We start from the raw sequence: 24,444 nt of genomic DNA, 5'->3' as shown, positions 1-24,444 counted from the left end.
CACATCAACAGCCGAACGCAGAGCGTCCGTTGAGGCATTCCCGCGCGGAGCGTGGGAACGATCATTGCGGTGTGATGAGCTATCATTGCGCCTTTCCCATTCAAAGATTGACTGCCATGACTGCCGTAAACGACACCTTGCTCAACGCCCTCGAACACTGCGACATGCTGGAGATCGACGGGCTGCACGCTTTCGACTTCTCTCTCGATGAAGACGACAACCTGCACATCGAATGCATGGACGGTCGGGCGCTCAAACGCTGGGAGTTCAGCATGGCCCAGATCGCGGCGGCGACGTTCGATCCCTCTCTGAAGAGCTGGGTCATCACCGGTGATTCCGGTGAACACCGGCTGGTGCCTATGGAAGCGTTCGGTGGTCAGGATGACGAGGACGAAACGAATGAGGATGCGTAACTTCTGGCCACTGTTGATCGCCGGCAGCGTCGGCGCGATGGGCGTGCAGGCGGCGCCGGTCGACAGCTACGAGTTGCTGGTGGGGTCGTACACCGCCGGCCAGAGCCAGGGGATTTATCGCCTGAACTTCGACAGCCGCACCGGGCAGATCGATGCCAAGCCGCTGCAAGTGGTGAAGAGCGCCAACCCATCCTGGCTGACCGTGTCCAAGGATCAACATCGCCTCTTCGCGGTCAACGAAAACGGTCCGGGGCAGGTCGATCCGGTAGGGCGCGTCAGCAGTTACGCAATCGATCCGAAAACCCATGAGCTAAGCCTGATCAACCAGGTGCAGACCTTGGGCAACGAGCCGACACACTCGAGCATCAGCGGCGATGCCAGCCATCTGTTTGTCAGCAACTACTCGGTGGCTGAAGACCCGGGCGGCACCCTGGCGGTGTTACCGGTCAGCAGCGATGGCACGCTCAAACCGGTGGTGCAGATGAGCAGTCATCCGGCCAGCCGGGTCAACCCCGAGCGGCAGATGTCGGCGCACGTGCATTCGGTGGTTTCTTCGCCGGACGGCCACTACGTGTTTTCCAATGACCTGGGCGCGGACAAGATATTTGTCTATCACTTCGACCCCAAGGCCAATCCGGAACGGCCGTTGACCGCCGCCAAACCGGCATCCGTCCAGTTGCCACCCGGCAGCGGGCCGCGACATTTGCTGTTCAGCGCCGATGGCAAGCACGCCTGGCTGACCATGGAGATGAGCGCGCAGGTGGCGGTGTTCGACTACAAGGACGGCACGCTCGAGCAAACGCAGTTGGTCGATCTGGCGGCGGGGCTGCCCACATCGGGCAAGGCTGCGGCTGCGCTTCACGCCTCGGCCGATGGCAAGTTCCTTTACGTCAGCAACCGTGGCACCGCCAATCAGTTGCTGGTGTTCGCCATCGACCCGGCAACCGGCCACCTCAAGGAGCTTCAGCGGCGCTCGGTGGACGGCGATCACCCGCGCGAGTTCAGCCTCGACCCGAGCGGCAGGTTCGTGCTGATTGCCAACCAGAAGAGCAACCAGATTGTCGTCATCGAGCGTGACGCCAAGACCGGTCTGTTGGGCAAAACCGTGCAAAAACTGCCGATGGATGCCCCGAGCGATCTCAAGTTCCTGCTGCGTCAATAGGCCGCAGGCCCCGGTGGATGGGGCCTGCAACCTTCTATTAATGAGACTGATATCGGCTAATGCTACAAAGCATTTCAAGGCGCCGACCCTCGGGAGTTAAGTTTGCTTCACGGCCCAACCGGGCAAGCAAGCCAACTGAATCGAGGAATACCGCCATGAACTTCAATCTCTTCTCTGTCATCGCCGCTTCCGCTATTTCCGCCACTGTTGCACTGCCTGCCAGCGCTAACGTTGAAATCAGCGACAAAAAATCCCACACCCAAAGCTACACCCAGAAATACCTGCAACAGAGCGCCAACTTCTACGCCGCGCTGGATCACAAAACCCAACACTGAAATGTCAGCCCTGCACCCTTTATGCAGGAGCGAAGTCACTTGCCGATCGGCCCACAGGCGTCGAAAAGCCCCGAAGTGATGTCGCTCCTGCATAACGCATTTACGACAGCATCATATTGCTATCAATGTAGTGCTTGATATCACATGGCCATGTGTTTAAATTTGACGCTGATTTTTTGACTCCTTCCCTAAAAGGATCGACAGCATGGCGATGCGTCTGGCAGTGGTTCTCCTGTTTCTCTATTCCACCCCGATTCTTTCGGCAGCCCAGCCCGTTCCCAACGAGCCGGAAGCGGCCTGTGAGCGCTTGATGAGTTTTATCGAGGACTGAAACACGCTGGGTTCAAGATCAATAAAACTGATAGCTACTATGCATAAAGGTCGCTAGTTATCTTCTGTTTTTTGATCGATTCTGTGGGCACTGAAACATGCCCACGGAGAACACCATGGCCAGCACCATCCTCACTTCTGCCAAACACGGCGCCTACCTGGCCATTGGTCTTTACGTGGCCATGGTGTTGGTCGTCAGCCTTTCGGCTCAATCGCAACACAGCCTTCAAGCACCGATTCAGATCGCTTATCCCGGCATCCAGTTCGAACACCGCGCCCAACACGCGGTGGTTGATGACGCCGACTTGGCGGGAGTGGCCGGGGCATGAAAGGACGCAGACTCTGGGTCATCGCCTTCCTGGCGTTCATGACCAACGGCGCTTCGTTGTTGGGGATCGGGCAGGGCTCGGCGGGCTCGGTGGCGCGGGCCATCGAATGCAACCACAACATCGCCCACAACATCCAGACCGCCAAGGCTCTGGAGTTGCTGGTGGGTAATCCACCGAGCAAATCCAGTGGCGAATTCTTCGGGCCATTCCAGGTGGACTGCTCGGCGTTGGGGATGTGCTCGGTGTTGGCCTGAATCCCCGGTCTATTGTGGCGAGGGAGCTTGCTCCCGCTGGGCTGCGCAGCAGCCCCAAACCCGTCACCTCATTGTTTCAGACAACCTTCATCAGCCGATTTACGACTGCTGCGCAGCCGAGCGGGAGCAAGCTCCCTCGCCACAAGTGTGCGGTGCTATTTCTGCATCACACCAGTGAACAGTTCTGACTCCAGAAAGCGCTGCAACCAGCCCTGTAATCGCACATAAGGCGTCTGCCCGAACCACTCGCGATCCACATGGGCGAATTGCCTCACGAACGGCATCAAGGCGACATCCGCCAGGCTCGGGTGCTCGCCCAGCAAGTAGTCGCGCCCCTCCAGCAATTGATCCAGCTTGCGCAAGAACACCTCGCCCTCGGCGCGATAAAACGTCATCGGCTGCTCGGGATAACGCTCGGCGTATTTGTAGCGATTGAGGTGCACCTTGAACACTTGATCGTTCTCGTCGATCAGCCCGACGATGTGCTGCTGCCCGACAGGGTCATCCTTGAGCAACCAGTCCTGCGGATCGTTCTGCGCCAGCGCCCAGCGCATGATTTCCAGGCTTTCATCGATCACCCGGTCGTCCACGCTCAGCACCGGCACCGTGCCTTTGCTCGACAGCGCGAGCATTTCGGCGGGTTTGGCCTTGAGGCTGACCTCGACGATGTTCACCGCAACCCCCGAATAGCGCAGGGCCATACGTGCGCGCATGGCGTAGGGGCAGCGGCGGAACGAATACAGCGTGATCATTTCACCTCCAGGGTACTCAGGCCGTTGCCCTGGCGGTGGACCTGAATCTGCACCGGAATCCGTTCATGCATTTCCTGCACGTGGGAAATTACCGCGACCTTGCGTCCCTGGGCTTGCAGGCCGTCGAGGGCGTCCATGGCCAGTTGCAGGGATTCGGGATCGAGGCTGCCGAAGCCTTCGTCGATGAACAGCGATTCGATTTTCAGCGTGCTCGACGCCATCGATGCCAAACCGAGTGCCAGGGCCAGCGACACCAGGAACGTCTCGCCGCCGGACAGCGAATGCACCGAGCGCAGTTCGTCACCCATCTCGGTGTCCATCACCAATAAGCCGAGCATGCTGCCGCCCCGTTTCAGGCGATAGCGCCGCACCAGTTGCCGCAGCTGAACGTTGGCGTGATGCACCAGCAGGTCGAGGTTGTAGGCTTGGGCGATTTTGCGGAAGGTGTCGCCGGTGGCCGAACCGATCAGCGCACTCAAGCGCGCCCAGCGCTGGTACTCGGCGTAGGCGTCGGCGATCTGCTGCGCCAGCGCCTGATTAGCGTTCTGTCGACGCTGATCTTCGGTTTGTTCGGCGCGCAATTCGGCGCAGCGATGCTCGCTGGCGGCGAACAGGTTTTGCAGGTCGGTTAGCGCCGTGGCCAGTTGTTCGGCGTCCAGGTTGCCGTTGTGCTGCGCCTGATGATCGAGCAAGCGCTGATCCCGCTCCTGCAACAGCACCTTGGCTTGCGCGATGTCTTGTTCGCTTTGCTGCAATCGTTGACGCAGCTCGCTGAGCTGTTGGTCGTTGACGCCGAGCAGCGCTTCCAGCCCACCGTCGTCCAGTTCTGGATGTTGCGCGCGCCAGTCGGCGATCTTGTTGCTCAGCTCGCGGTCTTCGCTTTCCAGGGCTTGCGCACGTTCCTGTTGCGCCTTGAGTTCGGCGGCCAGTTGCACCAGCCCCGTGCGCACGCTTTGCAGTTCCTGATTGGCCGTCGCTTCGGCATTGCGTGCCTGCTCGACGGCCTGATCCAGTTGCTGCTGCCATTGTTCGGCGCTGGCGTGTTCGCCCAACAGTTGCGTCAGTTTTTCCTGGCAAGCCTGTTGTTGCCCGGCCAGCGCGGTGAACTGCTGCTGCGCGGCGTCCAGCTGCTGGGCGCGGGTCTGCTGGCGGTCCTGTTCTTTGTCCAGCGTCTGCTGGCGTTGTTGCTGTTCAGCGAGTTCATCGCGCTGCTGCTCGAGTTGTTGCAGACGCTGGGCGATCTGCCGGTCGAGCTGCATGAAGGTCGCGGCAGGTTCGTTGCGCAAAGCTTCCAGCGTCTCGGCTGGCAGCAGGCTGCTGAACGCGGTCAGTTCTTCGTCCAGGCGTTGGCGATCACTGTTCAACTCCCGTTGCTGGTTGAGCAGGTGTTGTGTCGCCTGTTGGTTCGCCGTTTCGGCGCTGCGCAGTTGCTGCGCCAGGCGCGCGGCATCCTGTTGCAGGGTGAGCAGGGCGGTTTGCCGCTGTTCGTCCTGGGTGATGCTCTGGTTCAACTGGCTGCTTTGTTGGGTCAGCCAGGCATCGCGTTTGTCTGCGTCCTGGGCCAACAGTTGAGCAGACAGAGGGTGCGCTTCCAGGCTCGGCGCCAGGCTCTGTTGCTGGGTGGCGAGTTGTTCTTGCTGCTGTTTCAGCTCTTTCAGTTGAGCGATTATTCCGCTGTATTGGGCTCGCAGATCGATGACTTTTTCATTGAGTAGATCGACGGCTTTTTTGGCGTTGGCCTGCTCGTTTTCATCGTGACGACCCAAACTTTGCAGTAGCGCTTCTGGCTGATGGTAAGGGTGCTCGGCACTGCCACATACGGGGCAGGGCTGATCGTCCTGCAGTTGTTCGCGCAATTGTTCAACGCTTTCGCTGCGCGCAAGTCGCTGACGCTCCAGCAGTTCGCGGGTGACGGTCAGGGTCTGTTCGGCAACTGCCAATTCAGCCTTTGCTTCGCCACCTTCGCGGGTTAAGCGATCTCGTTCTTGCAGTGCTACCTGTTGGCGCTGCTGCAACTCGGCGCCGCGCTTATCCAGTTCCTGCTGGCTGGCCCACAGCCGCGTCAGCTCTTCAATGGCCCGCAGTTGCTTGCGGTTGTCCTGTAGCAGGCTGCCGAGGATCTGAATCTGCTCGGCCACCGCTTCAGGTTCGGCGCCGGCCTCTTTGTACAGCAGCTCAAGGTTCTGGCGCTGGGTGGCCAGATCCTCGGCGGCGCGGGTGGCGCTTTGCTCCAGGGCGGCCAGTTCGGCCTGGCCCTTGTTCAAGCGATTGCCGATCAGCATCAATTGCTGCAGACGATCGCGGTAGGCGTTCCAGGCATCGCTCAGCGGCGCCAGATGAGTGCTCTGCTCAAGCTCAGCGGCGATACGCTGCAACCGTTCCGCGACCTGTTTCTGCTGGTCAAGCAAACCCTGAATCGTACTTTGGCCCTGCGTGCAGGCCAGTTCTGCCTGCTGCTTGAGGTCGGCACTGAGGCTGGCGTCCTTGACCAGGCGGGCGAGGGTGCTTTGCTCTTCGAAGGCCTGACGCAGCAGCGGCGCGCTGTTGCTGTGTTGGCTCTGCGCTTCAACCAGCGCCGTTTGCGCCGCGCTCAGACTGTGTTCGAGCTGAGCCTGACGCGCGTTCAGTTCGGTTTGCTGTTGGGTATGCTGTTGGATCTGCGCCGCCAGCGGTGTGAGCTGGGCGGTCAGTTCGGTTTTTCGCGCGAATTGGTGCCGTTGCGGGGCCAGTTGCTCCAGACGGGTCAGCTTCAAGCGCTCGCTGGCCAGGCTGTCCCAGTGTTGTTGGGCGGATTGCAGTTGCTCGGTGGCGCTCTGTTGCGCGTCCTGCAACTGGCGCAGGTCCTTGAGCCAGGTGTGTTGCAACTCCAATTGCTTGAGCTGCGCCTGCTGGGTCTTGAGTTGTTGCTGCGCGTTATTGAAGCGCTCATCGAGCTCGGCCCGCGCTTCCGGCGACAGCGGCGTGACCCCGGAGGCCTGGTCCTGCAACAGCTTGTGGGCTTCGCGCGCTTCTTTGGTCTTGTCGAAGGCGCGGCGGCCGAGGCGGGTGTAGAGCGCAGTGTCGGTGAGCTTTTCCAGCAGTTCGCTACGGTCGTTGTCGTCCGCCTTGAGGAACGCACTGAACTCGCTTTGGGCCAGCAACACGGCGCGGGTGAACTGTTCGAAGTTCAGGCCCAGTACGGACTCGATCTGGCTTTTGAATTCAAGTTTCTGACTGGCGAGCAGTTGATCCTGATCGATATCGCGCAGGCTCTGGCGACTGGCTTGCAGCTTGCCACCAGCCTTTTCCCTGGCACGATTGGCTTCCCAGCGCGCGCGATAACGGCGGCCATCGATGCCAACAAAATCCACTTCGGCAAAGCCTTCACCGGTGCCGCGACGCAACAGCGTACGCGGATCGCCAGTGCTGATTTCACCATCGGCGTCCGGGGTTTTGGCGGAAGCTTGAGCGTTGTTCAGCCGCGGCACGGCGCCAAACAGCGCCAGACACAGCGCATCGAGCAGCGTGCTTTTGCCGGCGCCAGTCGGCCCGGTAATCGCAAACAGACCGGCACTGGCCAAGGGCTCGGCGGTGAAATCGATTTCAAACGGCCCGGCCAGGGAGGCAAGGTTTTTCAGGCGGATCGCGAGGATTTTCATGGCTGCTCGCTCTCCATCTGTACGTCTTGCAACAGCTCGGCGAAGTCCTTGAGCGTTTGCTCGTCGACCTCGCTGCCGTAGTTGTCCTGCCAGGCGCGGCTGAACAGTTCCTGCGGCGTCAGCTGATCCAGTTCGATCAAGGTCGCGCCGTCATCGACGCCGTCGCGGCTGCCGTTGCCGGCGTATTCGGCGGCAATCCGCACCAGCCGTACCGCTTTGCCTTGCAGGGCCGTTTCCACTTGATGGCGCAGGTCCGGTTGCGGCTCGTCGAGACGTACCCGCACTTCCAGCCACGGCTGGCGCTGGATGTCGGCGAGCAGGTCGATGTTGGGCAGGTCGGCCAGTTGCAGCAGGACTTCCGCCAGCGGCGCGGGGCCGAGGCGTTGCAGGTTCACTGGCCGGGGAATGAGTTTTGATTCGACGCTGAGCAGGGTTTCGCCATCCAGTTTGATGTCGAGAATCTGATGCTGATAACCGATCTCGGAGAATGACAGCGGGATCGGCGAGCCGCTGTAGCGGATGCGTTCTTCGCCGTTGACCTTCTGCGGTTTGTGCAAATGCCCGAGAGCGACATAGCTGATGCTCGGCCCGAACAGGCTGGCGGGCAGGGCTTCGGCGTTGCCGATGATCAGGCTGCGCTCGGAGTCCTCGGAAACCGAACCGCCGGCCATGTGCGCATGGCTGATGGCGATCAGCGCCTGACCCGGTTTGCGTTTGGCGTTCGCCGCTTCAATCAGCCATTCGTGAACCTGGCCGATACCGCGCAAATAGTTGTCACCCAAGTGCGCGCCGGTTACTTCGGCGGGGCGCAGGAACGGCAGCGCCAGGCACCAGGCAGCGATTGCGCCGCTGGCATCCGGCAACGGCAACAACAGGCGTTCGGCATCCAGTTGACCGTCATCCAGCCACAGCACGCGCCCGAGCGCGTGAGTGCGCAAGCGGCGCATCAACGGCGCGGGCAGTTCGATGCGCGAGCCGGAGTCGTGGTTGCCGGCGATCATCACGATGGTCAGCAAGGGTTGCTGTTCGTGGGCGCTGACGATGAAATCGTAGAGGCGTTCCTGGGCTTTGACCGGCGGGTTGACCGTGTCGAAGATATCGCCGGCGATCAGCAGCACATCAGGCTGGTCCAGCTTCAGCTGACGCAGCAGCCAGTCGAGAAAACAGGCGTGCTCGAAATCGCGTTCCTGGCCGTGCAGGTTCTGCCCAAGGTGCCAGTCGGAGGTGTGGAACAGACGCAAGGCGTACTCCGCAACAAAATAAGATGATGGCCGCGGGGAAATGATGGCGGCTAAAGAGGGGAGAGTTTACTGGCAAACACATGGGATGTGGCCAGGCACTGATTTTGTGGCGAGGGGGCTTGCCCTAATGCCAGTCAGTTAAGCGAGCAAACCGCTTTTCGTAGGAGCCAGGCTTGCCGGCGAAGGCGTCCTTAAGTGCGCTTTCGCCGGCAAGCCTGGCTCCTACAGGTCCGATTTATCCTTAACTGACTGGCATTAGGGCTTGCCCACGTTCGACTGCGAAGCAGTCGTGAACCCAGGCAACTCGGTGGGCCTGAAGAATTGTAGGGGGGCGCTTCGCGCCCCAACGGGGGCAAGCCCCCTCGCCACAACAGCCCCTTCATCCCATTGAACGGGATTATTTGGGGTAAAGCGGCGGCAACCCGCTGTCGCCGACCACGCCTTGAACCCCTTCGGCCGTAGGGATCGCCCGGATGGCGCGCCAGAGTTCTTCGCCTTGCCAGTACTGGCCGGTTTCGCTGTAGAGCGCGCCGTTCAGGCCGTCGAGGGCATCGGACAGCGGCACGAAGCGGGCGGCCATGTCGGCCAGGGTTTCCGGTTGTTGCCGGGCCCAGGCGTCGAGGGCCTGGCGGGTGGCGTGGGTGTCGTTGGCCTGGCAGGCGCGTTTGAGATCGTCGAGCAGGGTGCGTGGGCTCGGGCCGGTCTGCGCTGCCCGCAGGATTGCCGGTTGCGAGCGTGCGCGCCACCAGAGGCCGAAGCCCAGCAGGGTGGTGCAGGCCAGAATTGCGGTGCTGAGTTTCCACCACCAAAGGGCTTCGTTGCTGGCGCCGGACATCACCAGCGGGCTGCTCGCCGGGGTGTCGACGATCAGGCTCGGGTTGCTCGCCACTTGCAGCGTGCGGGCCGGCAGGCTGCTGTGTTCCAGATGATCCTCGAAGGTGTTCCACCAGACCACTTCAACACTCGGCAAGTCGATGTCGCCGGTGCGGGTCGGCACCAGGGCCTCACGGTCCTCACGACTGCCAGTCAAGCCGCGATCGCCGCTCTGGTTGCTCAGCACCGGTTGATCCGGGTAGCGCCGCAGGCCGTTGATCTCGGTGGCAGGCACCGGTGGCAGTTGAGAGCTGGCGAGGCCTTCGGCGCTCAAGGTCAGACTGCGGGTCAGCGAGTCGCCGACCTGCGCTTGATCCGGTTCCGGGCTCCAGCTTTCACTCAGGCTCAGGCTGCGGGCCGGCAGCCAGGGAACATCGGCTGGATAACTGCCGGGTTTGGCCTTGACCGTCAGCGGAATCTCGGTGGAACTGACGCGCATCAACTTGCCCGGTTTTGGCCCCTGGGGCGATGCGTCCTGGGACGGTTGGGCATCGACCAGTGTGGCACTGAACACCTGCGCCGGAATGGTCAGCACACCGCTGTGCTGCGGGTAAATCGCGTAGCGCATTTCGATCACGCCATGGCGCAAACCGTTAATGGCTTTCTCGTAGGTGCGCGACTCGCCCAGTTGTTCGATGCGCGCATCGGGAATCTGCAACGGGGTCAGGCTGCTGTCGTCGTACAGCGACACCGAATGGTAAATGCGTAAGGTCAGGATCGCCTGAGCCTGCACATAGACGCTGTTCTGGTCGAGGCTGGCTTCGATGAATACCGGCGCCAGCGTGTTGCTGCTGTCCTGGGTTTCGCTTTCGATCACCTGCACGGTAATCGGCTGGCTCTGCGCTTCGCCCAGTTGCAGCGATGGAATGACCACGCTGCCGTTCTGCCGGGGCAGCAGGGTGATGATCCAGCGGGTGGTCGCTTGAGTGTTGCCGTTGAGGGTGTTCAGTTGGTTGACCTGACGGGTGCCGCGCACCTCGAACTGCGGCTCCAGCGGAGTCAGGTCGGGTTTGCCAAACTGGGTCACGTCGCTGGATTCCAGGGTCAGTTCGATCGTCTCCCCGGAACTCAGGCGACTGCGATCGACACTGGCGACCAGCTCCGCAGCCTGGGCCTGAACGGCGCAAAGCAACAGAGCGGACAGCGCTGCGAGCAAGAAGGCGGTGAAGCGGGTCATCGAGTTTTTCCCTGATCCTGATGTTGTTGCTGTTCGTACCAGAATTTACGTCTGAGCAGTTCGCCGGGGTCATCCGGGATCTTGCGCAACCATTGCTCCAGCGCCTGTTGCTGTTCGCCTTCGAGCATGTCGCTGGCGGGGCGCCGTGGTGGCGTGGTGCTTTGTTCATCCCCCAACTCGCTGCCCGGGACTTCATTGGCACCCGGTTGTGGTGGTGCCGTGGGCGGCTGCCCGGCGTCTGGCGTGGCCTGTTGGGCGTCGGTTTTCGGCTCACCATCGCTCGGTTGGGTGGCGCTGCCCGGTGGCGGTTCCTGGGGCATGGTTTCGGTTTCGCCCTCGGCGGTTTTGTCCGGCTCGACGGGCGGCGTGGTGGTTTTTTGCTTGAGCAGGCTTTCCACCAGAGCCTTGTTGGTCAGCGCCGGACGCAGGTCCGGTTGAAGTTCCAGTGCTTGTTCGTAAGCATCCAGTGCCGCCTCCAGCTCGCCGCTTTTGGCCAACGCGTTACCCCGATTGTAGTGGGCATGGGCGTCGCTGCCTTGGGCAAACCGCTGGGCGGCGCCACTGTAGTCGCCGGCTTCATAAAGCGCCACGCCTTGCCATTGCGGGTCTTCGAAATGCTGCGCGGCTTCGGCGGGGCGCTTTTGTTTGAGCAAGTGCAAACCCTGCTGATCGGGCCGCAGCCACAGGTCTTCGAAATCGAAGGCGTAACTCGGTTGCGGCAGCAAGAACAGCAGCGGCAAGCAGAACAGCCAGCCGCGACGCCCGGCACAGGCGGCCAACAGCAATAACGGCAGCAGTAGCCAGTAACCCTGATCGGCCCAGGTGTCGAGGCGCAATGTCTGGCCGTCGTTGCGCAAGTCCCGTGGGCTATCGAGCAGTCCCAGGCCGCGCAGGTCGGCGTCGTCCAGGCGTGCCTGGCGATAACGTCCGCCCAGGCCGTTGGCGAAGGCTTTCAGGCTCGGGCCGTCCAGATGCGGCACCAGAATTGCGCCCTGATCGTCCTTGAGGAAACTGCCGTCGTCCTGAGCGACCGGAGCGCCCTCGGCGGTGCCGATACCGAGCATCAGAAATTGTGTGGACTTGGCGTCCAGCACCTGACGAATCCCTTGGCGTTCGTGTTCCGTCAGCGATGAACCGATCAGCAGGATCCTCCCCTGACCAAGGGCACCCCGATCCAGCAGCGTCAGGGCCTTGGCCACCGCCAGATCGGCGCGATGACCGGCCTGGGGCATCAGCGACGGCTTGAGTGCATCCAAAAGATTGCGGCTGGTCGACAGGTCATCCGACAGCGGCACCAGCGTGTGGGCGCTGCCGGCGTAGACGACGATCGCGGTCTGCGCGTCGCTGCGGTTTTGCAGTAGATCCAGCAGTTTGCGCCGGGCCTGTTCCAGTCGGTTTGGCGCAACGTCGGTGGCGAGCATTTCCGGGGTCAACTCAAGCAATACCACCAGCGGGTCAGCGGGTTTCTGGCCGGTTTGCTCGACGCGCTGCCAGCTCGGTCCCAGCAGGGCCAACACGGTCAGCACCCAGGCCAGGCCGAGGGCGATCCACGGCAGTTTGCTTTCACGACCGCTACCACCACTGAGCAACGCGGCATGGAAGGCCGGCGGCAGAATCATTTGCCAGCGACCCGCGCGCTTCTGCCGGTGCCAGAGTTGCCAGAGCAACCAGCCCAGCAACGGCAGCAATAGCAGCCACCAAGGGCGGAACCAGTACGGCCAGAGAGCGATCATCGGCGCCTCCGCAGACGCAGGCGTTTGAGGCGCTGACGCCAGTCGGGCAGTTGCGTATGCAGAAACCGCTCTTTGGTAAACAGCTGCTTGGTTAACAGTCGTTGCAACGGGTTATCCGGCCAGCGCTCACGGATCACCAGCAGCATGCTCAACAGCAGTGCCATCGCCAGAGGCCAGTGATACAGCGCTTGGGCCGGGCGGGCTTGCGTAGGTTGCTGGGTCACCGGTTCCAGTTTGTCGAGGGTGCTCTTGATCGCCTGCAATTCCTGGCCGTCGTGGGCGCGGAAGTACTGGCCTCCGGTGGCTTGAGCGATGGCTTTCAAGGCCGGTTCGTCGAGGTCCAGGCTCGGGTTGATACCCAGGAAGCCCAGGGTGCCGCCTTGTTCCGGATCGGCACCAATGCCGATCGGGTAGATTTTCACCCCTTCGTTGGCCGCCAGACGTGCGGCGGTCAGCGGATCGATTTCACCACCATTGTTGGCGCCGTCGGTGACCAGAATCAGTACGCGGCTTTGTGCCGGGCGTTGGCGCAGGCGTTTGAGAGCCAGGCCGATGGCGTCGCCGATGGCGGTGTTCTTGCCGGCGATGCCGATTCGCGCTTCGTCGAGCCAGACGCGCACGGTGTGGCGATCGAAGGTCAGCGGCGCTTGCAGGTAGGCCTGGCTGCCGAACAGGATCAACCCGACCCGGTCGCCGTCGCGACTTTCGAGAAAGTCACCGAGCAAATGCTGCACCAATGACAGTCGGCTGACGTCTTCGTCCTGCCACTGCATGTCGGGGAAGTCCATCGAGCCGGAGACGTCCACCGCCACCAGCAAATCGCGGCCACTGGCGGCAATCGGTAGCGGTTCGCCGAGCCATTGCGGGCGCGCTGCGGCGATCAGCAGCAATAGCCACATCAGAATGAACGGGGCTTGCTGGCGCCAGGTCGGCAGGTTGGCCCGGGCACGGCGGCGAGCGAGGCCTTCGAGGTCGCTGAGGAAGCTGACCTTGAGCGCCGGTTCGCCACTGTCGGCCACCGGCAACAGCACCCGCATCAGCCATGGCAGCGGCAGCAGGGCGAAAATCCACGGCCAGGCGAACTCAAACATGTTTGCGAATCCAGGTGTCGACGGCTTGAGTCAGGCCAGCGATGGCCTTGTCGTCGAGTTTGCATTCGGGCTTGTAGGCACCTTCCACCAGCACCATCCAGCGCGTGAGGCCGGCAGCCGGGCAGCGGTTATCAAGGAACGCCAGCCATTGGCGGCCGTTGAGGGTGTGGCTCTGGCTATAGGGGTAGTGGTTGCGGCACAGGCGTTTGAGCAAGCCATTGAGTTGCTGCAGCCAGGCACCGGCCGGGGCGCCGTCGTAGGGTTTGGGCATCAACGCGAGTTCGGCCAGGGCGGCGAGGCGCACCGGGTCCAGCGGTTGTTCGGCGCGCACGATAGGGCGCTTGTCCGGAATGAAGCGTCGCAACTGCCATACGCCAAAACCGATCAGCGGCAGCAACAACAGCAGCAGCCACCAGCCCGGTGCCGGCGGCCAGAAGCCGATCGGTGGCGGGGAAATCAGCGGTTGCAGTTGATCGAGGCTGCTCATCGACCTTTCCCCGGACGTTGTGGGTTCAGGTATTCACGCAATTGCTCGACCATCTCGCTTTGGGTGCTCAACGGCATCAGCAACACCCGTAGCTTCTGCGCCAGCAATTCCCAGCGGGCGATGCGCGCTTCCGCTTGGGCGCGGTAGGCCTGGCGCAAGTCGAAATTCAAGGTGTCGAGTTCCAGTTGTGCGCCGTGTTCAGCAAAACGAAGCAGGCCGGCGGCGGGCAGGGCGTGATCCAGCGGGTCGGACACCGGCAACAGCAACAGGTCGCAATGGCGGGACAACAGGCTCAGCTGTTGTTCGGCACTGTCGGACAAGGCGCGTTCGTCGCAGATCACGATCACCAGGCTGCCGGGGCGCAGCACTTCCCGGGCGCGGCGCAGGGCAATGCCGAAGGCGTCGCGGTCCGGCTCGCGTTCGGTGTGCAGCGACTGATTGACCCGCACCAGCCGGTTGAGCAATTGCAGCAGGCTCTGCTTACTGCGTCGTGGCTTGATTTCGTAATGCTCGTTGTCGCCGAACACCAGCCCGCCGACCCGGTCGTTGTGCCCCAGCGCGGCCCAGCCAATCAGGCTCGCGGCCTGGGCGGCCAGCACCGACTTGAACATCAATCCGGAGCCGAAAAACAGCCGGCGGCTCTGTTCGACCATGATGAAAATCGGCCGTTCGCGTTCCTCATGGAACAGCTTGGTGTGCGGCTCCTGGGTCCGGGCGGTGACGCGCCAGTCGATGCTGCGCACATCATCGCCGGCCTGATAGACCCGCACCTGATCGAAGTCCACCCCGCGCCCGCGCAGTTTGGAGTGGTGCAGGCCGATCAGCGGGCTGCGCTGGCTCGGCGTGGAAAACAGCTGCACTTCGCGCACGCGATGGCGCATCTCGATCAGCTCGGCGAGGCTGATGCGGATGCCCGGCTCGGGCGGCAGAAGGGTGTTCATCGGAGTCAAGCGACGGCTACGACGTCGAGAATCCGCTGGACCACCCGGTCCTGGTCGATGCCAGCGGCTTCGGCTTCAAAGGAAAGAATGATGCGATGGCGCAACACATCGAACAGCACCGCCTGAATGTCTTCCGGGCTGACGAAGTCGCGACCGGCCAGCCAGGCGTGGGCCCGGGCACAACGGTCGAGGGCGATGGAACCGCGCGGACTGGCGCCGTAGGCGATCCATTCGGCCATTTCCGGGTCGAACTTGGCCGGGATCCGCGTGGCCATGACCAGTTGCACCAGGTATTCCTCCACGGCGTCGGCCATGTACAACCCGAGGATTTCCTTGCGCGCGGCGAAGATCGCCTGCTGGCTGACCCGGCGTTCAGGCTTGGTTTCGCCGTGCAGCGCTTCGCCACGGGCCTGTTGCAGAATCCGCCGTTCGACGGTGGCGTCGGGGAAGCCGATTTTCACGTGCATCAGGAACCGGTCGAGCTGGGCTTCGGGCAGTGGATAGGTGCCTTCCTGCTCGATGGGGTTTTGCGTGGCCATGACCAGAAAAAGTGGCGACAGCTCGTAGGTGCTGCGCCCGACGCTGACCTGGCGTTCGCCCATGGCTTCGAGCAGGGCCGACTGGACCTTGGCCGGGGCACGGTTGATTTCGTCCGCCAGCACCAGGTTGTGGAAGATCGGGCCTTGCTGGAACACGAAGCTGCCGGTCTCCGGGCGATAGATTTCCGTGCCGGTGATGTCAGCCGGCAACAGGTCGGGGGTGAACTGGATGCGATGGAACTGTGCTTCGATGCCTTCGGCGAGTTCTTTGATGGCCTTGGTCTTGGCCAGCCCCGGGGCGCCCTCGACCAGCATGTGACCGTCGGCGAGCAAGGCGATGAGCAAGCGCTCGATGAGTTTTTCCTGGCCGAGAATCTGCGTTGAAAGAAAGGTTCGCAGCGCGAGCAGCGCTTCACGATGTTCCATCGATGACTGTTCCTGGAAAGGGTGACCGAAGACGTTCGAATAACGCCAGGGCTGGGGGCGTTACTTTAATCCATCGCGGGGGGCGCCGACTAACGGCATTTTGTAGAAATGTGCGGATTAACGCTCGTTCCCACGCTCTGCGTGGGAATGCATCACCGGACGCTCTGCGTCCCGCTTTAAAATCGTGACGCAGAGCGTCACAGGCTGCATTCCCACGCAGAGCGTGGGAACGATCACTAAACCGCCATCAGATTTCGCTGATGTAAGTACCAATCCCCTTGAGAATGTTCTGCAAGGTTTCTTCCACCTCGGCCAGATCGCTGGCATCGGTACTGTGCAGGATTTCCAGCGAATCATTGCCATCCAGCGCATCGGCGTCCACGGCGGCGATTTCGATCAGCAGGCGGTCAGGGCTGAGGGTGACTTTCACGCCATCCAGGGCCGAAGGCTTGTCGTGGAAGATGATCTCCAGCTCGTCCTCGTCCGGAAAGCGGCTCATCAGGAACATTTCGCCCTCGGCACTGTTGCAGCAGAGCATGGCCAGATTGTCTTCTTCGTCATCGCACGGGTTGACGATCAAGAGGTCGGTTGTCATTTGCATGGGGAAAATCCTGGCTCGGCGAGCGTTGTGAACACAACAAACGACAATTCTGCCAGCCCTCGGGAATTTCTGCTTGGCTGAGTGTCAGAGGATGTGTCGTGAACATCCGATGCATCTCGAGTCATTTCTGGGACGAAGGTGCCGTAAATCCGGGCATAAAACGCCCATTTTTCTGCACGGCTGCTAGTGTTGTTCGAGGCGCATGCCGCGAGTTACGTGCCGATGACCGAATATGTCGCAGCGCTGCAAGCACGGCCCTTGCCGCACTGGTTAAGCTGCGCAACGGATGAGCACCCGTAAAGGCATTGTCGATGGCTCAATGGTAGCCCCGACAGTCGTTTTTGCAGATGCCCATTCAATGGAAGGTGAATGTGACCTGAGTGTCTCGTCCAGCTTCACCCAACTGTCGTCCTGTTTCCTCTGCCCGAGAATCAGGAACAGGGTGACGGATTGCCCCGAAAGGGGTTTTGCACGCGACGCTTCCATCAATAACAAGCCCAAGCGGAGTACCACAGATGGCGTTCTTCACCGCAGCCAGCAAAGCCGACTTCCAGCACCAACTGCAAGCGGCACTGGCGCAGCACATCAGTGAACAGGCACTGCCACAAGTGGCGCTGTTCGCCGAACAATTTTTCGGCATTATTTCCCTCGACGAGCTGACTCAGCGTCGGCTATCCGACCTCGCCGGTTGCACCCTTTCTGCATGGCGCCTGCTTGAGCGCTTCGATCACGCTCATTCGCAAGTGCGTGTCTACAACCCCGATTACGAACGCCACGGCTGGCAGTCGACCCACACCGCGGTCGAAGTGCTGCACCACGATCTGCCATTCCTGGTGGATTCGGTGCGTACCGAGCTGAACCGTCGCGGCTACAGCATTCATACCCTGCAAACCACTGTGCTGAGCGTGCGTCGCGGCAGCAAGGGCGAGCTACTGGAAATCCTGCCGAAGGGCACCCAGGGCGAAGGCATTCTGCAAGAATCGCTGATGTACCTGGAAATCGACCGTTGCGCCAACACGGCCGAATTGAATGTCCTGACCAAAGAGCTGGAGCAGGTTCTCGGTGAAGTCCGCGTTGCGGTCGCCGATTTCGAACCGATGAAAGCCAAGGTCCAGGAGATGATCGAAGGCATCGACAACAGCCAGTTCGTGGTCGACGCCGACGAAAAATCCGAAATCAAGAGCTTCCTGGAATGGCTGGTGGGCAACCACTTCACCTTCCTGGGCTACGAAGAGTTCGTGGTGGGCGAGGATCAGAACGGCGGTCACATTGTCTATGACCAGAACTCGTTCCTCGGCCTGACCAAACTGCTGCGCGCCGGCCTGACCGTCGATGATCTGCGCATCGAAGACTACGCCGTCAACTACCTGCGCGAACCGACGCCGCTGTCGTTCGCCAAGGCTGCGCACCCAAGCCGTGTGCACCGTCCGGCGTACCCGGACTACGTGTCGATCCGCCAGATCGATGCCAATGGCAACGTCATCAAGGAATGCCGCTTCATGGGCCTGTACACCTCGTCGGTGTATGGCGAAAGCGTGCGGGTCATTCCTTACATCCGTCGCAAGGTCGAGGTCATCGAAAAGCGTTCGGGCTTCCAGGCCAAGGCTCACCTGGGCAAGGAACTGGCTCAGGTGCTTGAAGTGCTGCCGCGCGACGACCTGTTCCAGACTCCGGTGGACGAGCTGTTCACCACCGTGATGTCGATCGTGCAGATCCAGGAACGCAACAAGATCCGCGTGTTCCTGCGCAAAGACCCGTACGGCCGTTTCTGCTACTGCCTGGCCTACGTGCCGCGTGATATCTACTCCACCGAAGTGCGCCAGAAGATCCAGCAAGTGCTGATGGATCGCCTGAAAGCCACCGACTGCGAGTTCTGGACCTTCTTCTCCGAGTCCGTGCTGGCTCGTGTGCAGCTGATTCTGCGGGTCGATCCGAAGAACCGTCTGGACATCGATCCGGTTCTGCTGGAAAAAGAAGTGGTACAAGCCTGCCGCAGCTGGCAGGACGACTACGCGAGCCTGGTGGTCGAAAGCTTCGGCGAAGCCCAGGGCACCAACGTGCTGGCCGACTTCCCGAAAGGTTTCCCGGCCGGTTACCGCGAGCGTTTCGCCGCCCACTCGGCGGTGGTCGACATGCAGCACCTGCTGAGCCTGAGCGAAAAAAATCCGCTGGTGATGAGCTTCTATCAGCCGCTGGCCCAGGTTTCCGGTCAGCGCATGCTGCACTGCAAGCTGTATCACGCCGACACGCCGCTGGCGTTGTCCGACGTCTTGCCGATCCTGGAAAACCTTGGCCTGCGCGTGCTGGGTGAATTCCCGTATCGCCTGCGCCACAACAGCGGCCGCGAGTTCTGGATTCATGACTTCGCGTTCACGGCTGCCGAAGGCCTGGAACTCGACATCCAGCAACTCAACGACACCTTGCAGGACGCTTTCGTCCACATCGTGCGTGGCGATGCCGAGAACGATGCCTTCAACCGTCTGGTGCTGACCGCCGGCCTGCCATGGCGCGACGTGGCGCTGCTGCGTGCCTACGCCCGTTACATGAAGCAGATCCGTCTGGGCTTCGACCTGGGTTACATCGCCAGCACCCTGAACAACCACACCGACATCGCTCGCGAGTTGACCCGGTTGTTCAAGACCCGTTTCTACCTGGCGCGCAAGCTGGCCAGTGACGATCTGGAAGACAAGCAACAACGCCTGGAACACGCGATTCTGAGCGCACTGGACGACGTTCAGGTGCTCAACGAAGACCGCATCCTGCGTCGTTACCTGGACCTGATCAAGGCGACCCTGCGGACCAACTTCTATCAGACCGATGCTCACGGTCAGAACAAGTCCTACTTCAGCTTCAAGTTCAACCCGCACCAGATTCCAGAGCTGCCGAAGCCGGTTCCGAAGTTCGAAATCTTCGTTTACTCGCCGCGCGTCGAAGGCGTGCACTTGCGCTTCGGCAACGTGGCTCGCGGCGGTCTGCGCTGGTCCGACCGTGAAGAAGACTTCCGTACCGAAGTCCTGGGCCTGGTAAAAGCCCAGCAAGTGAAGAACTCGGTCATCGTACCGGTAGGTGCGAAGGGCGGCTTCCTGCCGCGTCGCCTGCCACTGGGCGGCAGCCGTGACGAGATCGCGGCCGAGGGCATCGCCTGCTACCGCATCTTCATCTCGGGCCTGTTGGACATCACCGACAACCTGAAAGACGGCGCCCTGGTACCGCCGGCCAACGTCGTGCGTCATGACGACGATGACCCGTACCTGGTGGTGGCAGCGGACAAGGGCACTGCGACCTTCTCCGACATCGCCAACGGTATCGCCATCGACTACGGCTTCTGGCTCGGCGATGCCTTTGCGTCCGGCGGCTCGGCCGGTTACGACCACAAGAAAATGGGCATCACCGCCAAGGGCGCGTGGGTCGGCGTTCAACGCCACTTCCGCGAGCGCGGCATCAATGTCCAGGAAGACAGCATCACCGTGGTGGGCGTCGGCGACATGGCCGGTGACGTGTTCGGTAACGGCTTGCTGATGTCCGACAAGCTGCAACTGGTCGCAGCGTTCAACCACCTGCACATCTTCATCGACCCGAACCCTGCGCCTGCCAGCAGCTTCGCCGAGCGTCAGCGCCTGTTCGACCTGCCGCGTTCGGCGTGGTCGGATTACGACACCAGCATCATGTCCGAAGGCGGCGGTATCTTCTCCCGTAGCGCGAAGAGCATTGCCATCTCCGAGCAGATGAAAGAGCGCTTCGATATTCAGGCCGACAAGCTGACCCCGACCGAACTGCTCAATGCCTTGCTCAAGGCACCGGTAGACCTGTTGTGGAACGGCGGTATCGGTACTTACGTCAAAGCCAGCAGCGAAAGCCACGCCGATGTTGGCGACAAAGCCAACGATGCGTTGCGCGTGAACGGCAACGAACTGCGCTGCAAGGTTGTGGGCGAGGGCGGTAACCTGGGCATGACCCAACTGGGTCGCGTCGAATTCGGCATCAATGGCGGCGGTTCCAACACCGACTTCATCGACAACGCCGGTGGCGTGGACTGCTCCGACCACGAAGTGAACATCAAGATCCTGCTGAACGAAGTGGTTCAGGCCGGCGACATGACCGCCAAGCAGCGTAACGAGTTGCTGGCGAGCATGACCGACGAAGTCGGTGGCCTGGTGTTGGGCAACAACTACAAGCAGACTCAGGCGCTGTCCCTGGCGGCCCGTCGCGCTTATGCGCGGATTGCCGAATACAAGCGCCTGATGAACGATCTGGAAGGTCGCGGCAAGCTGGATCGCGCCATCGAGTTCCTGCCGACTGAAGATCAACTGGCCGAACGCGTCGCGGCGGGCCATGGCCTGACCCGTGCCGAGCTGTCGGTGCTGATCTCCTACAGCAAGATCGACCTCAAGGAGCAGTTGCTGGGCTCCCTGGTGCCGGACGACGACTACCTGACCCGCGACATGGAAACCGCTTTCCCGCCGACGCTGGTGAGCAAGTTCTCTTCCGCCATGCGCCGTCACCGTCTGAAGCGCGAAATCGTCAGCACCCAGATCGCCAACGATCTGGTCAACCACATGGGCATCACCTTCGTTCAACGGCTCAAAGAGTCGACCGGCATGAGCCCGGCGAACGTGGCTGGTGCTTATGTGATCGTGCGTGACATTTTCCACCTCCCGCACTGGTTCCGTCAGATCGAGTCCCTGGACTACCTGGTCTCCGCTGATGTGCAACTGGAGCTGATGGACGAGCTGATGCGTCTGGGCCGTCGCGCTACGCGCTGGTTCCTGCGTGCCCGTCGCAACGAGCAGAACGCCGCCCGTGACGTCGCGCATTTCGGTCCGCACCTGAAGGAGTTGGGCCTCAAGCTTGACGAACTGCTCAGTGGCGAGATTCGCGACACCTGGCAGGCTCGCTATCAGGCGTACGTCGAAGCCGGTGTGCCGGAGTTGCTGGCACGCATGGTGGCTGGCACCACGCACCTGTACACCCTGCTGCCGATCATCGAGGCTTCCGACGTGACCGGCCAGGACCCGGCGGACGTGGCCAAGGCCTACTTCGCCGTGGGCAGTGCGCTGGACATTACCTGGTACCTGCAACAGATCAGCGCTCTGCCGGTTGAAAACAACTGGCAGGCCCTGGCCCGTGAAGCGTTCCGCGATGACGTCGACTGGCAACAACGTGCGATCACCATCTCGGTCCTGCAACAGGGCGACGGCACCCAGGACGTGGAAACACGCCTGGAGCTGTGGATGGAGCAGAACGAAGGCATGATCGAACGCTGGCGCGCCATGCTGGTGGAAATCCGTGCCGCCAGCGGCACTGACTACGCCATGTACGCGGTAGCCAACCGTGAATTGCTGGATGTGGCGTTGAGCGGTCAAGCGGTGGTGCCTGCCGCTGTCACTAGCACTGCGGACGCCGAGCTGGAGCCGGCTGCCTGATAAGCGCTGAATGAAGAAAGCCCCGCTCTCGAAAGAGGCGGGGCTTTTTTTATGTCTGAAAGTTTTGTGCTGGCTGGTCGGGCCTCTTCGCGGGCAAGCCTCGCTCCTACAAAGTTAGTGTCGAATGAACGTAGGAGCGAGGCTTGCCCGCGAAGAGGCCATCAGCATCGCCTGAGCTATCAGTTCTGCAAAGGAATCAGCACTTTCTCATCCGGGGCCAACACCATGAACACCAACAGCTTGGCGGGTTGGGTGGCGCTGGCGTTTTTCGACACCAGATGTTCAGACCCGGCCGGTTCGTACCAGAATTCGCCGGCCTTGTAGGTGGTCGCTTTTTCGCCTTTGACTTGAGAAGTGATCGCCCCCGACAGCACGTAGGCCATGGCCGTGCCCTGGTGTTTATGGGCGATGGACGATTGGCCCGGCTGGTAATTGACTTCGATCATCAAGGCTTTTTTGCCGGGTGCGTTTTTCAGCATCTGGTCCTGCAGGATGGTGACATTTTCCGAAGGGGCGGCAGTTTCGTGGGCGAATGCCGAGGCTGAAACGGTTAGCGTCAGGGCGGTGAGAGAGGCGGCAAAAAAGCGAAGCGCATTCATGGTTGATTACCTGTGGTGGTGAGTCGTCAGGGACCACAGTAAGCCGCGTGATCGGGCAATCAAACGGCCAATTTTCGGGAAGGTGAGGGGACCAATCAAGAAGGTCTATATTGATCGTTCCCATGCTCTGCGTGGGAACGCCTCACCGGACGCTCTGCGTCCGCTTTTGGGGCGCGGAGCGCCCCTGGCTGCATTCCCACGCAGAGCGTGGGAACGATCAGTCAGCCAGAGAGATCTTGATTCAGACGATAGGAAAACTGTTGAAGTCGACGGCATTGGCCAACCGGCTGTCGATCAGGCCGATAAAACCTTGCACTTCGGGGCGATTGAAATGCGCTTGCATAGCCGCTTCCGATTGCCAGTGGGCGCTGACCGTCCAGCGGGTGTCGTCCTCGGGGCAGCGGTCGACCATATAGGCGTCACAGCCCGGAAGTTCGCGCAGGGTGTCGACAATCTTTTGCAGTTGTTTGCCCAGTTCGTCCGAGCGACCGGCGGCAGCCCGTATCTTTACGGTGTTGAACACTTGGTTGGACATTACTCACACTCCTGAATCAGGCCGGACGAATCCTGCTCATTGAGGGATAACGCCCATTCAGGATAGGCCTGCCCCCCTGGACCGCCAATAGCCAATCGCCGGATAAAAGCGCAGACCAATCCCTCAGCCAACCTGCTGCAAAATGTCCCGCAAACGGTCCAGGGCGATGTCGATGTCCAGGGTTTCGATCGCCCCGAATCCCAGGAAAAGCCCGGCCCGTGGCGCTTGCTGGTAAAAAAAGTCGTCCAGCGTATAGAGCCCCACTTCGACTTTTTTCGCGAGTTCGATCACCAATGGAATATCGACCGGGACCTTGCACAGTACCGCCATGTGAAACCCGGCCGTGGTCGGCACCGCTTCAAACCATGGCGAAAGGTCGCCCGCCATGCGCGCCAGAATCCTTTCGCGGCGCCCGGCGTAAATCGTATGGCAGCGCCGGATGTGCTTGAGCAGACAACCTTCGGCGATGAACTTGGCCAACGCCCATTGGGGCAGGGTGGAGGTGTGCCGGTCGGTGAGCTGCTTGGCATTGATCACCGCTTCGAGAATCGCCGGCGGCAAAATCGCATACCCCAGCCGCAACTCCGGCAACAGGGTCTTCGAGAAGGTACCGACGTAGGCGACGATGCCCCGTTCATCCAGGCTTTGCAGCGAGTCGGTGGGCCGGCCTTCATAGCGGAACTCGCTGTCGTAATCGTCCTCGATGATGATCGCCCCCAGTTCGTGGGCCCGCTCCAGCAGCGCCACCCGACGCTCGTGGCTCATGGGCATGCCCAAGGGGAACTGGTGCGACGGGGTGACATAAATCAGCCGTGTGCCGTCGGGAATGTGCTCGACCTGAATGCCTTGTGCATCGACCGGCACGCCGACCACTGTTGCGCCATGAGTCCCGAACAACAGGCGCGCCGGTGGGTAACCGGGATCCTCCATGGCCACGAGGCTACCCGGTTGGGTCAACACCCGGGAAATCAGGTCCAGCGCTTGCTGCGCGCCGTTGCACACCACCACGTCTTCGTCCTGACAATTGACCCCGCGGGAAAATGCGATGTGCCGCGCAATCGCATTGCGCAGTGCCGGCAGGCCTTCGGGCAGGCTGTAGAAACCCTTGGAACCGGCGATCTGGCGCAAGGCATGAGAGGTGCAACGGCGCCAGTCGTCCTGCGGAAACTGGCCTTTGCTGGTGGCGCCACCGATGAAATCGTAGCGCAGCGAACCTTCCAGCGTCGGGTGGCGCAAGAACGTCGGCAGGCTGCGCCAGCGCTCGATGACATCGAAGCTGGCCAACTCCGAATGGCTCTGTTTACGGACGACTTTTGCCGCCCGGGCATTGACGAAGGTGCCTTTGCCGATCACCCCGGTGAGGAGGTTTTCGTAGGTCAGTTGCGCATACGTGTCGGAAATGGTCTTGCGCGAAATCCCCAGTTGTTCGGCCAGCAAACGGCTGGGTGGCAACTGCGTGCCGGCTGCCAGACGGCCGGACTCGATAGCGCTGCGCAGTTGCCGGTACAACTGGCCTGTGAGGTCCTTGCGGCCATTGATGACAACATGAAGTTCCATACCGGCGG

The 24,444-nt window shown here is 61.4% G+C and carries 20 protein-coding genes; 7 read left to right on the top strand and 13 right to left on the bottom strand.

Annotated elements, in window-relative coordinates; all coding sequences use genetic code 11:
• The first annotated feature begins 116 nt into the window (after nucleotides 1-116).
• The 6 genes from AC1RO5_RS27715 (at nucleotide 117) to AC1RO5_RS27690 (ending at nucleotide 2,823) form a co-directional block, all read left to right on the top strand.
• Nucleotides 117-413: a DUF5629 family protein gene (locus AC1RO5_RS27715; protein WP_493178811.1), complete on the top strand. Its 297-nt coding sequence runs from the start codon at nucleotides 117-119 to the stop codon at nucleotides 411-413.
• Nucleotides 406-1,575 carry a lactonase family protein gene (locus tag AC1RO5_RS27710; RefSeq protein ID WP_493178841.1) on the top strand — a complete coding sequence of 390 codons (1,170 nt, stop codon included), beginning with the start codon at nucleotides 406-408 and terminating at the stop codon, nucleotides 1,573-1,575. Before AC1RO5_RS27715 ends, AC1RO5_RS27710 begins: the two co-directional genes overlap by 8 nt.
• A 155-nt stretch (nucleotides 1,576-1,730) precedes the next feature.
• Nucleotides 1,731-1,910: a hypothetical protein gene (locus AC1RO5_RS27705; RefSeq protein ID WP_019650041.1), complete on the top strand. Its 180-nt coding sequence runs from the start codon at nucleotides 1,731-1,733 to the stop codon at nucleotides 1,908-1,910.
• Nucleotides 1,911-2,115: 205 nt separating this feature from the next.
• On the top strand, nucleotides 2,116-2,241 hold the full coding sequence (locus AC1RO5_RS27700; RefSeq protein ID WP_493178809.1) for a hypothetical protein: 126 nt from the start codon (nucleotides 2,116-2,118) through the stop codon (nucleotides 2,239-2,241).
• 115 nt (nucleotides 2,242-2,356) lie between these two features.
• Nucleotides 2,357-2,569, top strand: coding sequence for a hypothetical protein (locus AC1RO5_RS27695; RefSeq protein WP_019579305.1), 213 nt, complete (start codon nucleotides 2,357-2,359; stop codon nucleotides 2,567-2,569).
• Nucleotides 2,566-2,823, top strand: coding sequence for a hypothetical protein (locus tag AC1RO5_RS27690; RefSeq protein WP_493178808.1), 258 nt, complete (start codon nucleotides 2,566-2,568; stop codon nucleotides 2,821-2,823). The genes AC1RO5_RS27695 and AC1RO5_RS27690 overlap by 4 nt, the downstream gene beginning before the upstream one ends.
• A 155-nt stretch (nucleotides 2,824-2,978) precedes the next feature.
• Here the strand turns inward: AC1RO5_RS27690 and AC1RO5_RS27685 are convergent, their stop codons facing one another.
• The 10 genes from AC1RO5_RS27685 to AC1RO5_RS27640 all read right to left on the bottom strand — a co-directional run bounded on the left by AC1RO5_RS27685 (nucleotide 2,979) and on the right by AC1RO5_RS27640 (nucleotide 16,322).
• Entirely contained in the window at nucleotides 2,979-3,575 is a 597-nt protein-coding gene (locus AC1RO5_RS27685; RefSeq protein WP_493178806.1) for a glutathione S-transferase, read from the bottom strand.
• On the bottom strand, nucleotides 3,572-7,213 hold the full coding sequence (locus AC1RO5_RS27680) for an AAA family ATPase (protein ID WP_493178805.1): 3,642 nt from the start codon (nucleotides 7,211-7,213) through the stop codon (nucleotides 3,572-3,574). Before AC1RO5_RS27680 ends, AC1RO5_RS27685 begins: the two co-directional genes overlap by 4 nt.
• A complete protein-coding gene (locus tag AC1RO5_RS27675; protein ID WP_493178803.1) occupies nucleotides 7,210-8,454 on the bottom strand; it encodes an exonuclease SbcCD subunit D C-terminal domain-containing protein in 1,245 nt (414 codons plus the stop codon). Before AC1RO5_RS27675 ends, AC1RO5_RS27680 begins: the two co-directional genes overlap by 4 nt.
• A 397-nt stretch (nucleotides 8,455-8,851) precedes the next feature.
• Nucleotides 8,852-10,504, bottom strand: a complete 1,653-nt coding sequence (locus AC1RO5_RS27670) for a BatD family protein (protein WP_493178802.1) — start codon at nucleotides 10,502-10,504, stop codon at nucleotides 8,852-8,854.
• Nucleotides 10,501-12,237 carry a tetratricopeptide repeat protein gene (locus AC1RO5_RS27665; RefSeq protein ID WP_493178800.1) on the bottom strand — a complete coding sequence of 579 codons (1,737 nt, stop codon included), beginning with the start codon at nucleotides 12,235-12,237 and terminating at the stop codon, nucleotides 10,501-10,503. The genes AC1RO5_RS27670 and AC1RO5_RS27665 overlap by 4 nt, the downstream gene beginning before the upstream one ends.
• Nucleotides 12,234-13,328, bottom strand: coding sequence for a vWA domain-containing protein (locus tag AC1RO5_RS27660; RefSeq protein ID WP_493178798.1), 1,095 nt, complete (start codon nucleotides 13,326-13,328; stop codon nucleotides 12,234-12,236). The genes AC1RO5_RS27665 and AC1RO5_RS27660 overlap by 4 nt, the downstream gene beginning before the upstream one ends.
• A complete protein-coding gene (locus tag AC1RO5_RS27655) occupies nucleotides 13,321-13,815 on the bottom strand; it encodes a DUF4381 domain-containing protein (protein WP_007941296.1) in 495 nt (164 codons plus the stop codon). The genes AC1RO5_RS27660 and AC1RO5_RS27655 overlap by 8 nt, the downstream gene beginning before the upstream one ends.
• Nucleotides 13,812-14,756 (bottom strand): DUF58 domain-containing protein, encoded by a 945-nt coding sequence (locus AC1RO5_RS27650; RefSeq protein WP_019579297.1) that lies wholly within the window; start codon nucleotides 14,754-14,756, stop codon nucleotides 13,812-13,814. The genes AC1RO5_RS27655 and AC1RO5_RS27650 overlap by 4 nt, the downstream gene beginning before the upstream one ends.
• Nucleotides 14,757-14,761: 5 nt before the next feature.
• Nucleotides 14,762-15,721 carry an AAA family ATPase gene (locus AC1RO5_RS27645; protein WP_007941298.1) on the bottom strand — a complete coding sequence of 320 codons (960 nt, stop codon included), beginning with the start codon at nucleotides 15,719-15,721 and terminating at the stop codon, nucleotides 14,762-14,764.
• A 247-nt stretch (nucleotides 15,722-15,968) separates the two neighbouring features.
• Complete coding sequence (locus tag AC1RO5_RS27640; protein ID WP_007941299.1) at nucleotides 15,969-16,322, bottom strand: hypothetical protein; 354 nt, start codon at nucleotides 16,320-16,322, stop codon at nucleotides 15,969-15,971.
• Between the two features lie 515 nt (nucleotides 16,323-16,837).
• Between AC1RO5_RS27640 and AC1RO5_RS27635 the strand changes: the two genes are divergently transcribed.
• The gene (locus tag AC1RO5_RS27635; protein WP_493178795.1) at nucleotides 16,838-21,745 is read left to right on the top strand and encodes an NAD-glutamate dehydrogenase; all 4,908 of its coding nucleotides are present in this window, start codon (nucleotides 16,838-16,840) and stop codon (nucleotides 21,743-21,745) included.
• A gap of 179 nt (nucleotides 21,746-21,924) precedes the next feature.
• Here the strand turns inward: AC1RO5_RS27635 and AC1RO5_RS27630 are convergent, their stop codons facing one another.
• The 3 genes from AC1RO5_RS27630 to pdxR all read right to left on the bottom strand — a co-directional run bounded on the left by AC1RO5_RS27630 (nucleotide 21,925) and on the right by pdxR (nucleotide 24,436).
• The gene (locus AC1RO5_RS27630) at nucleotides 21,925-22,344 is read right to left on the bottom strand and encodes a cupin domain-containing protein (protein WP_493178793.1); all 420 of its coding nucleotides are present in this window, start codon (nucleotides 22,342-22,344) and stop codon (nucleotides 21,925-21,927) included.
• A 241-nt stretch (nucleotides 22,345-22,585) separates the two neighbouring features.
• Nucleotides 22,586-22,879, bottom strand: a complete 294-nt coding sequence (locus tag AC1RO5_RS27625; RefSeq protein ID WP_258668631.1) for a putative quinol monooxygenase — start codon at nucleotides 22,877-22,879, stop codon at nucleotides 22,586-22,588.
• 123 nt (nucleotides 22,880-23,002) lie between these two features.
• A complete protein-coding gene (gene pdxR, locus AC1RO5_RS27620; RefSeq protein ID WP_493178791.1) occupies nucleotides 23,003-24,436 on the bottom strand; it encodes a MocR-like pyridoxine biosynthesis transcription factor PdxR in 1,434 nt (477 codons plus the stop codon).
• Nucleotides 24,437-24,444 lie beyond the last annotated feature (8 nt).

Source organism: Pseudomonas sp. GW822-FHT02G04 (assembly GCF_058802085.1).
The sequence above is the reverse complement of the archived record's forward strand: the minus strand, read 5'-3'. Positions and strand labels throughout refer to the sequence as shown.

Coding starts and splice junctions, on each gene's coding strand:
- AC1RO5_RS27715 (WP_493178811.1), top strand. CDS start 117: ATGACTGCCGTAAACGACACCTTGCTCAACGCCCTCGAACACTGCGAC.
- AC1RO5_RS27710 (WP_493178841.1), top strand. CDS start 406: ATGCGTAACTTCTGGCCACTGTTGATCGCCGGCAGCGTCGGCGCGATG.
- AC1RO5_RS27705 (WP_019650041.1), top strand. CDS start 1,731: ATGAACTTCAATCTCTTCTCTGTCATCGCCGCTTCCGCTATTTCCGCC.
- AC1RO5_RS27700 (WP_493178809.1), top strand. CDS start 2,116: ATGGCGATGCGTCTGGCAGTGGTTCTCCTGTTTCTCTATTCCACCCCG.
- AC1RO5_RS27695 (WP_019579305.1), top strand. CDS start 2,357: ATGGCCAGCACCATCCTCACTTCTGCCAAACACGGCGCCTACCTGGCC.
- AC1RO5_RS27690 (WP_493178808.1), top strand. CDS start 2,566: ATGAAAGGACGCAGACTCTGGGTCATCGCCTTCCTGGCGTTCATGACC.
- AC1RO5_RS27685 (WP_493178806.1), bottom strand. CDS start 3,575: ATGATCACGCTGTATTCGTTCCGCCGCTGCCCCTACGCCATGCGCGCA.
- AC1RO5_RS27680 (WP_493178805.1), bottom strand. CDS start 7,213: ATGAAAATCCTCGCGATCCGCCTGAAAAACCTTGCCTCCCTGGCCGGG.
- AC1RO5_RS27670 (WP_493178802.1), bottom strand. CDS start 10,504: ATGACCCGCTTCACCGCCTTCTTGCTCGCAGCGCTGTCCGCTCTGTTG.
- AC1RO5_RS27665 (WP_493178800.1), bottom strand. CDS start 12,237: ATGATCGCTCTCTGGCCGTACTGGTTCCGCCCTTGGTGGCTGCTATTG.
- AC1RO5_RS27660 (WP_493178798.1), bottom strand. CDS start 13,328: ATGTTTGAGTTCGCCTGGCCGTGGATTTTCGCCCTGCTGCCGCTGCCA.
- AC1RO5_RS27655 (WP_007941296.1), bottom strand. CDS start 13,815: ATGAGCAGCCTCGATCAACTGCAACCGCTGATTTCCCCGCCACCGATC.
- AC1RO5_RS27650 (WP_019579297.1), bottom strand. CDS start 14,756: ATGAACACCCTTCTGCCGCCCGAGCCGGGCATCCGCATCAGCCTCGCC.
- AC1RO5_RS27645 (WP_007941298.1), bottom strand. CDS start 15,721: ATGGAACATCGTGAAGCGCTGCTCGCGCTGCGAACCTTTCTTTCAACG.
- AC1RO5_RS27640 (WP_007941299.1), bottom strand. CDS start 16,322: ATGCAAATGACAACCGACCTCTTGATCGTCAACCCGTGCGATGACGAA.
- AC1RO5_RS27635 (WP_493178795.1), top strand. CDS start 16,838: ATGGCGTTCTTCACCGCAGCCAGCAAAGCCGACTTCCAGCACCAACTG.
- AC1RO5_RS27630 (WP_493178793.1), bottom strand. CDS start 22,344: ATGAATGCGCTTCGCTTTTTTGCCGCCTCTCTCACCGCCCTGACGCTA.
- AC1RO5_RS27625 (WP_258668631.1), bottom strand. CDS start 22,879: ATGTCCAACCAAGTGTTCAACACCGTAAAGATACGGGCTGCCGCCGGT.
- pdxR (WP_493178791.1), bottom strand. CDS start 24,436: ATGGAACTTCATGTTGTCATCAATGGCCGCAAGGACCTCACAGGCCAG.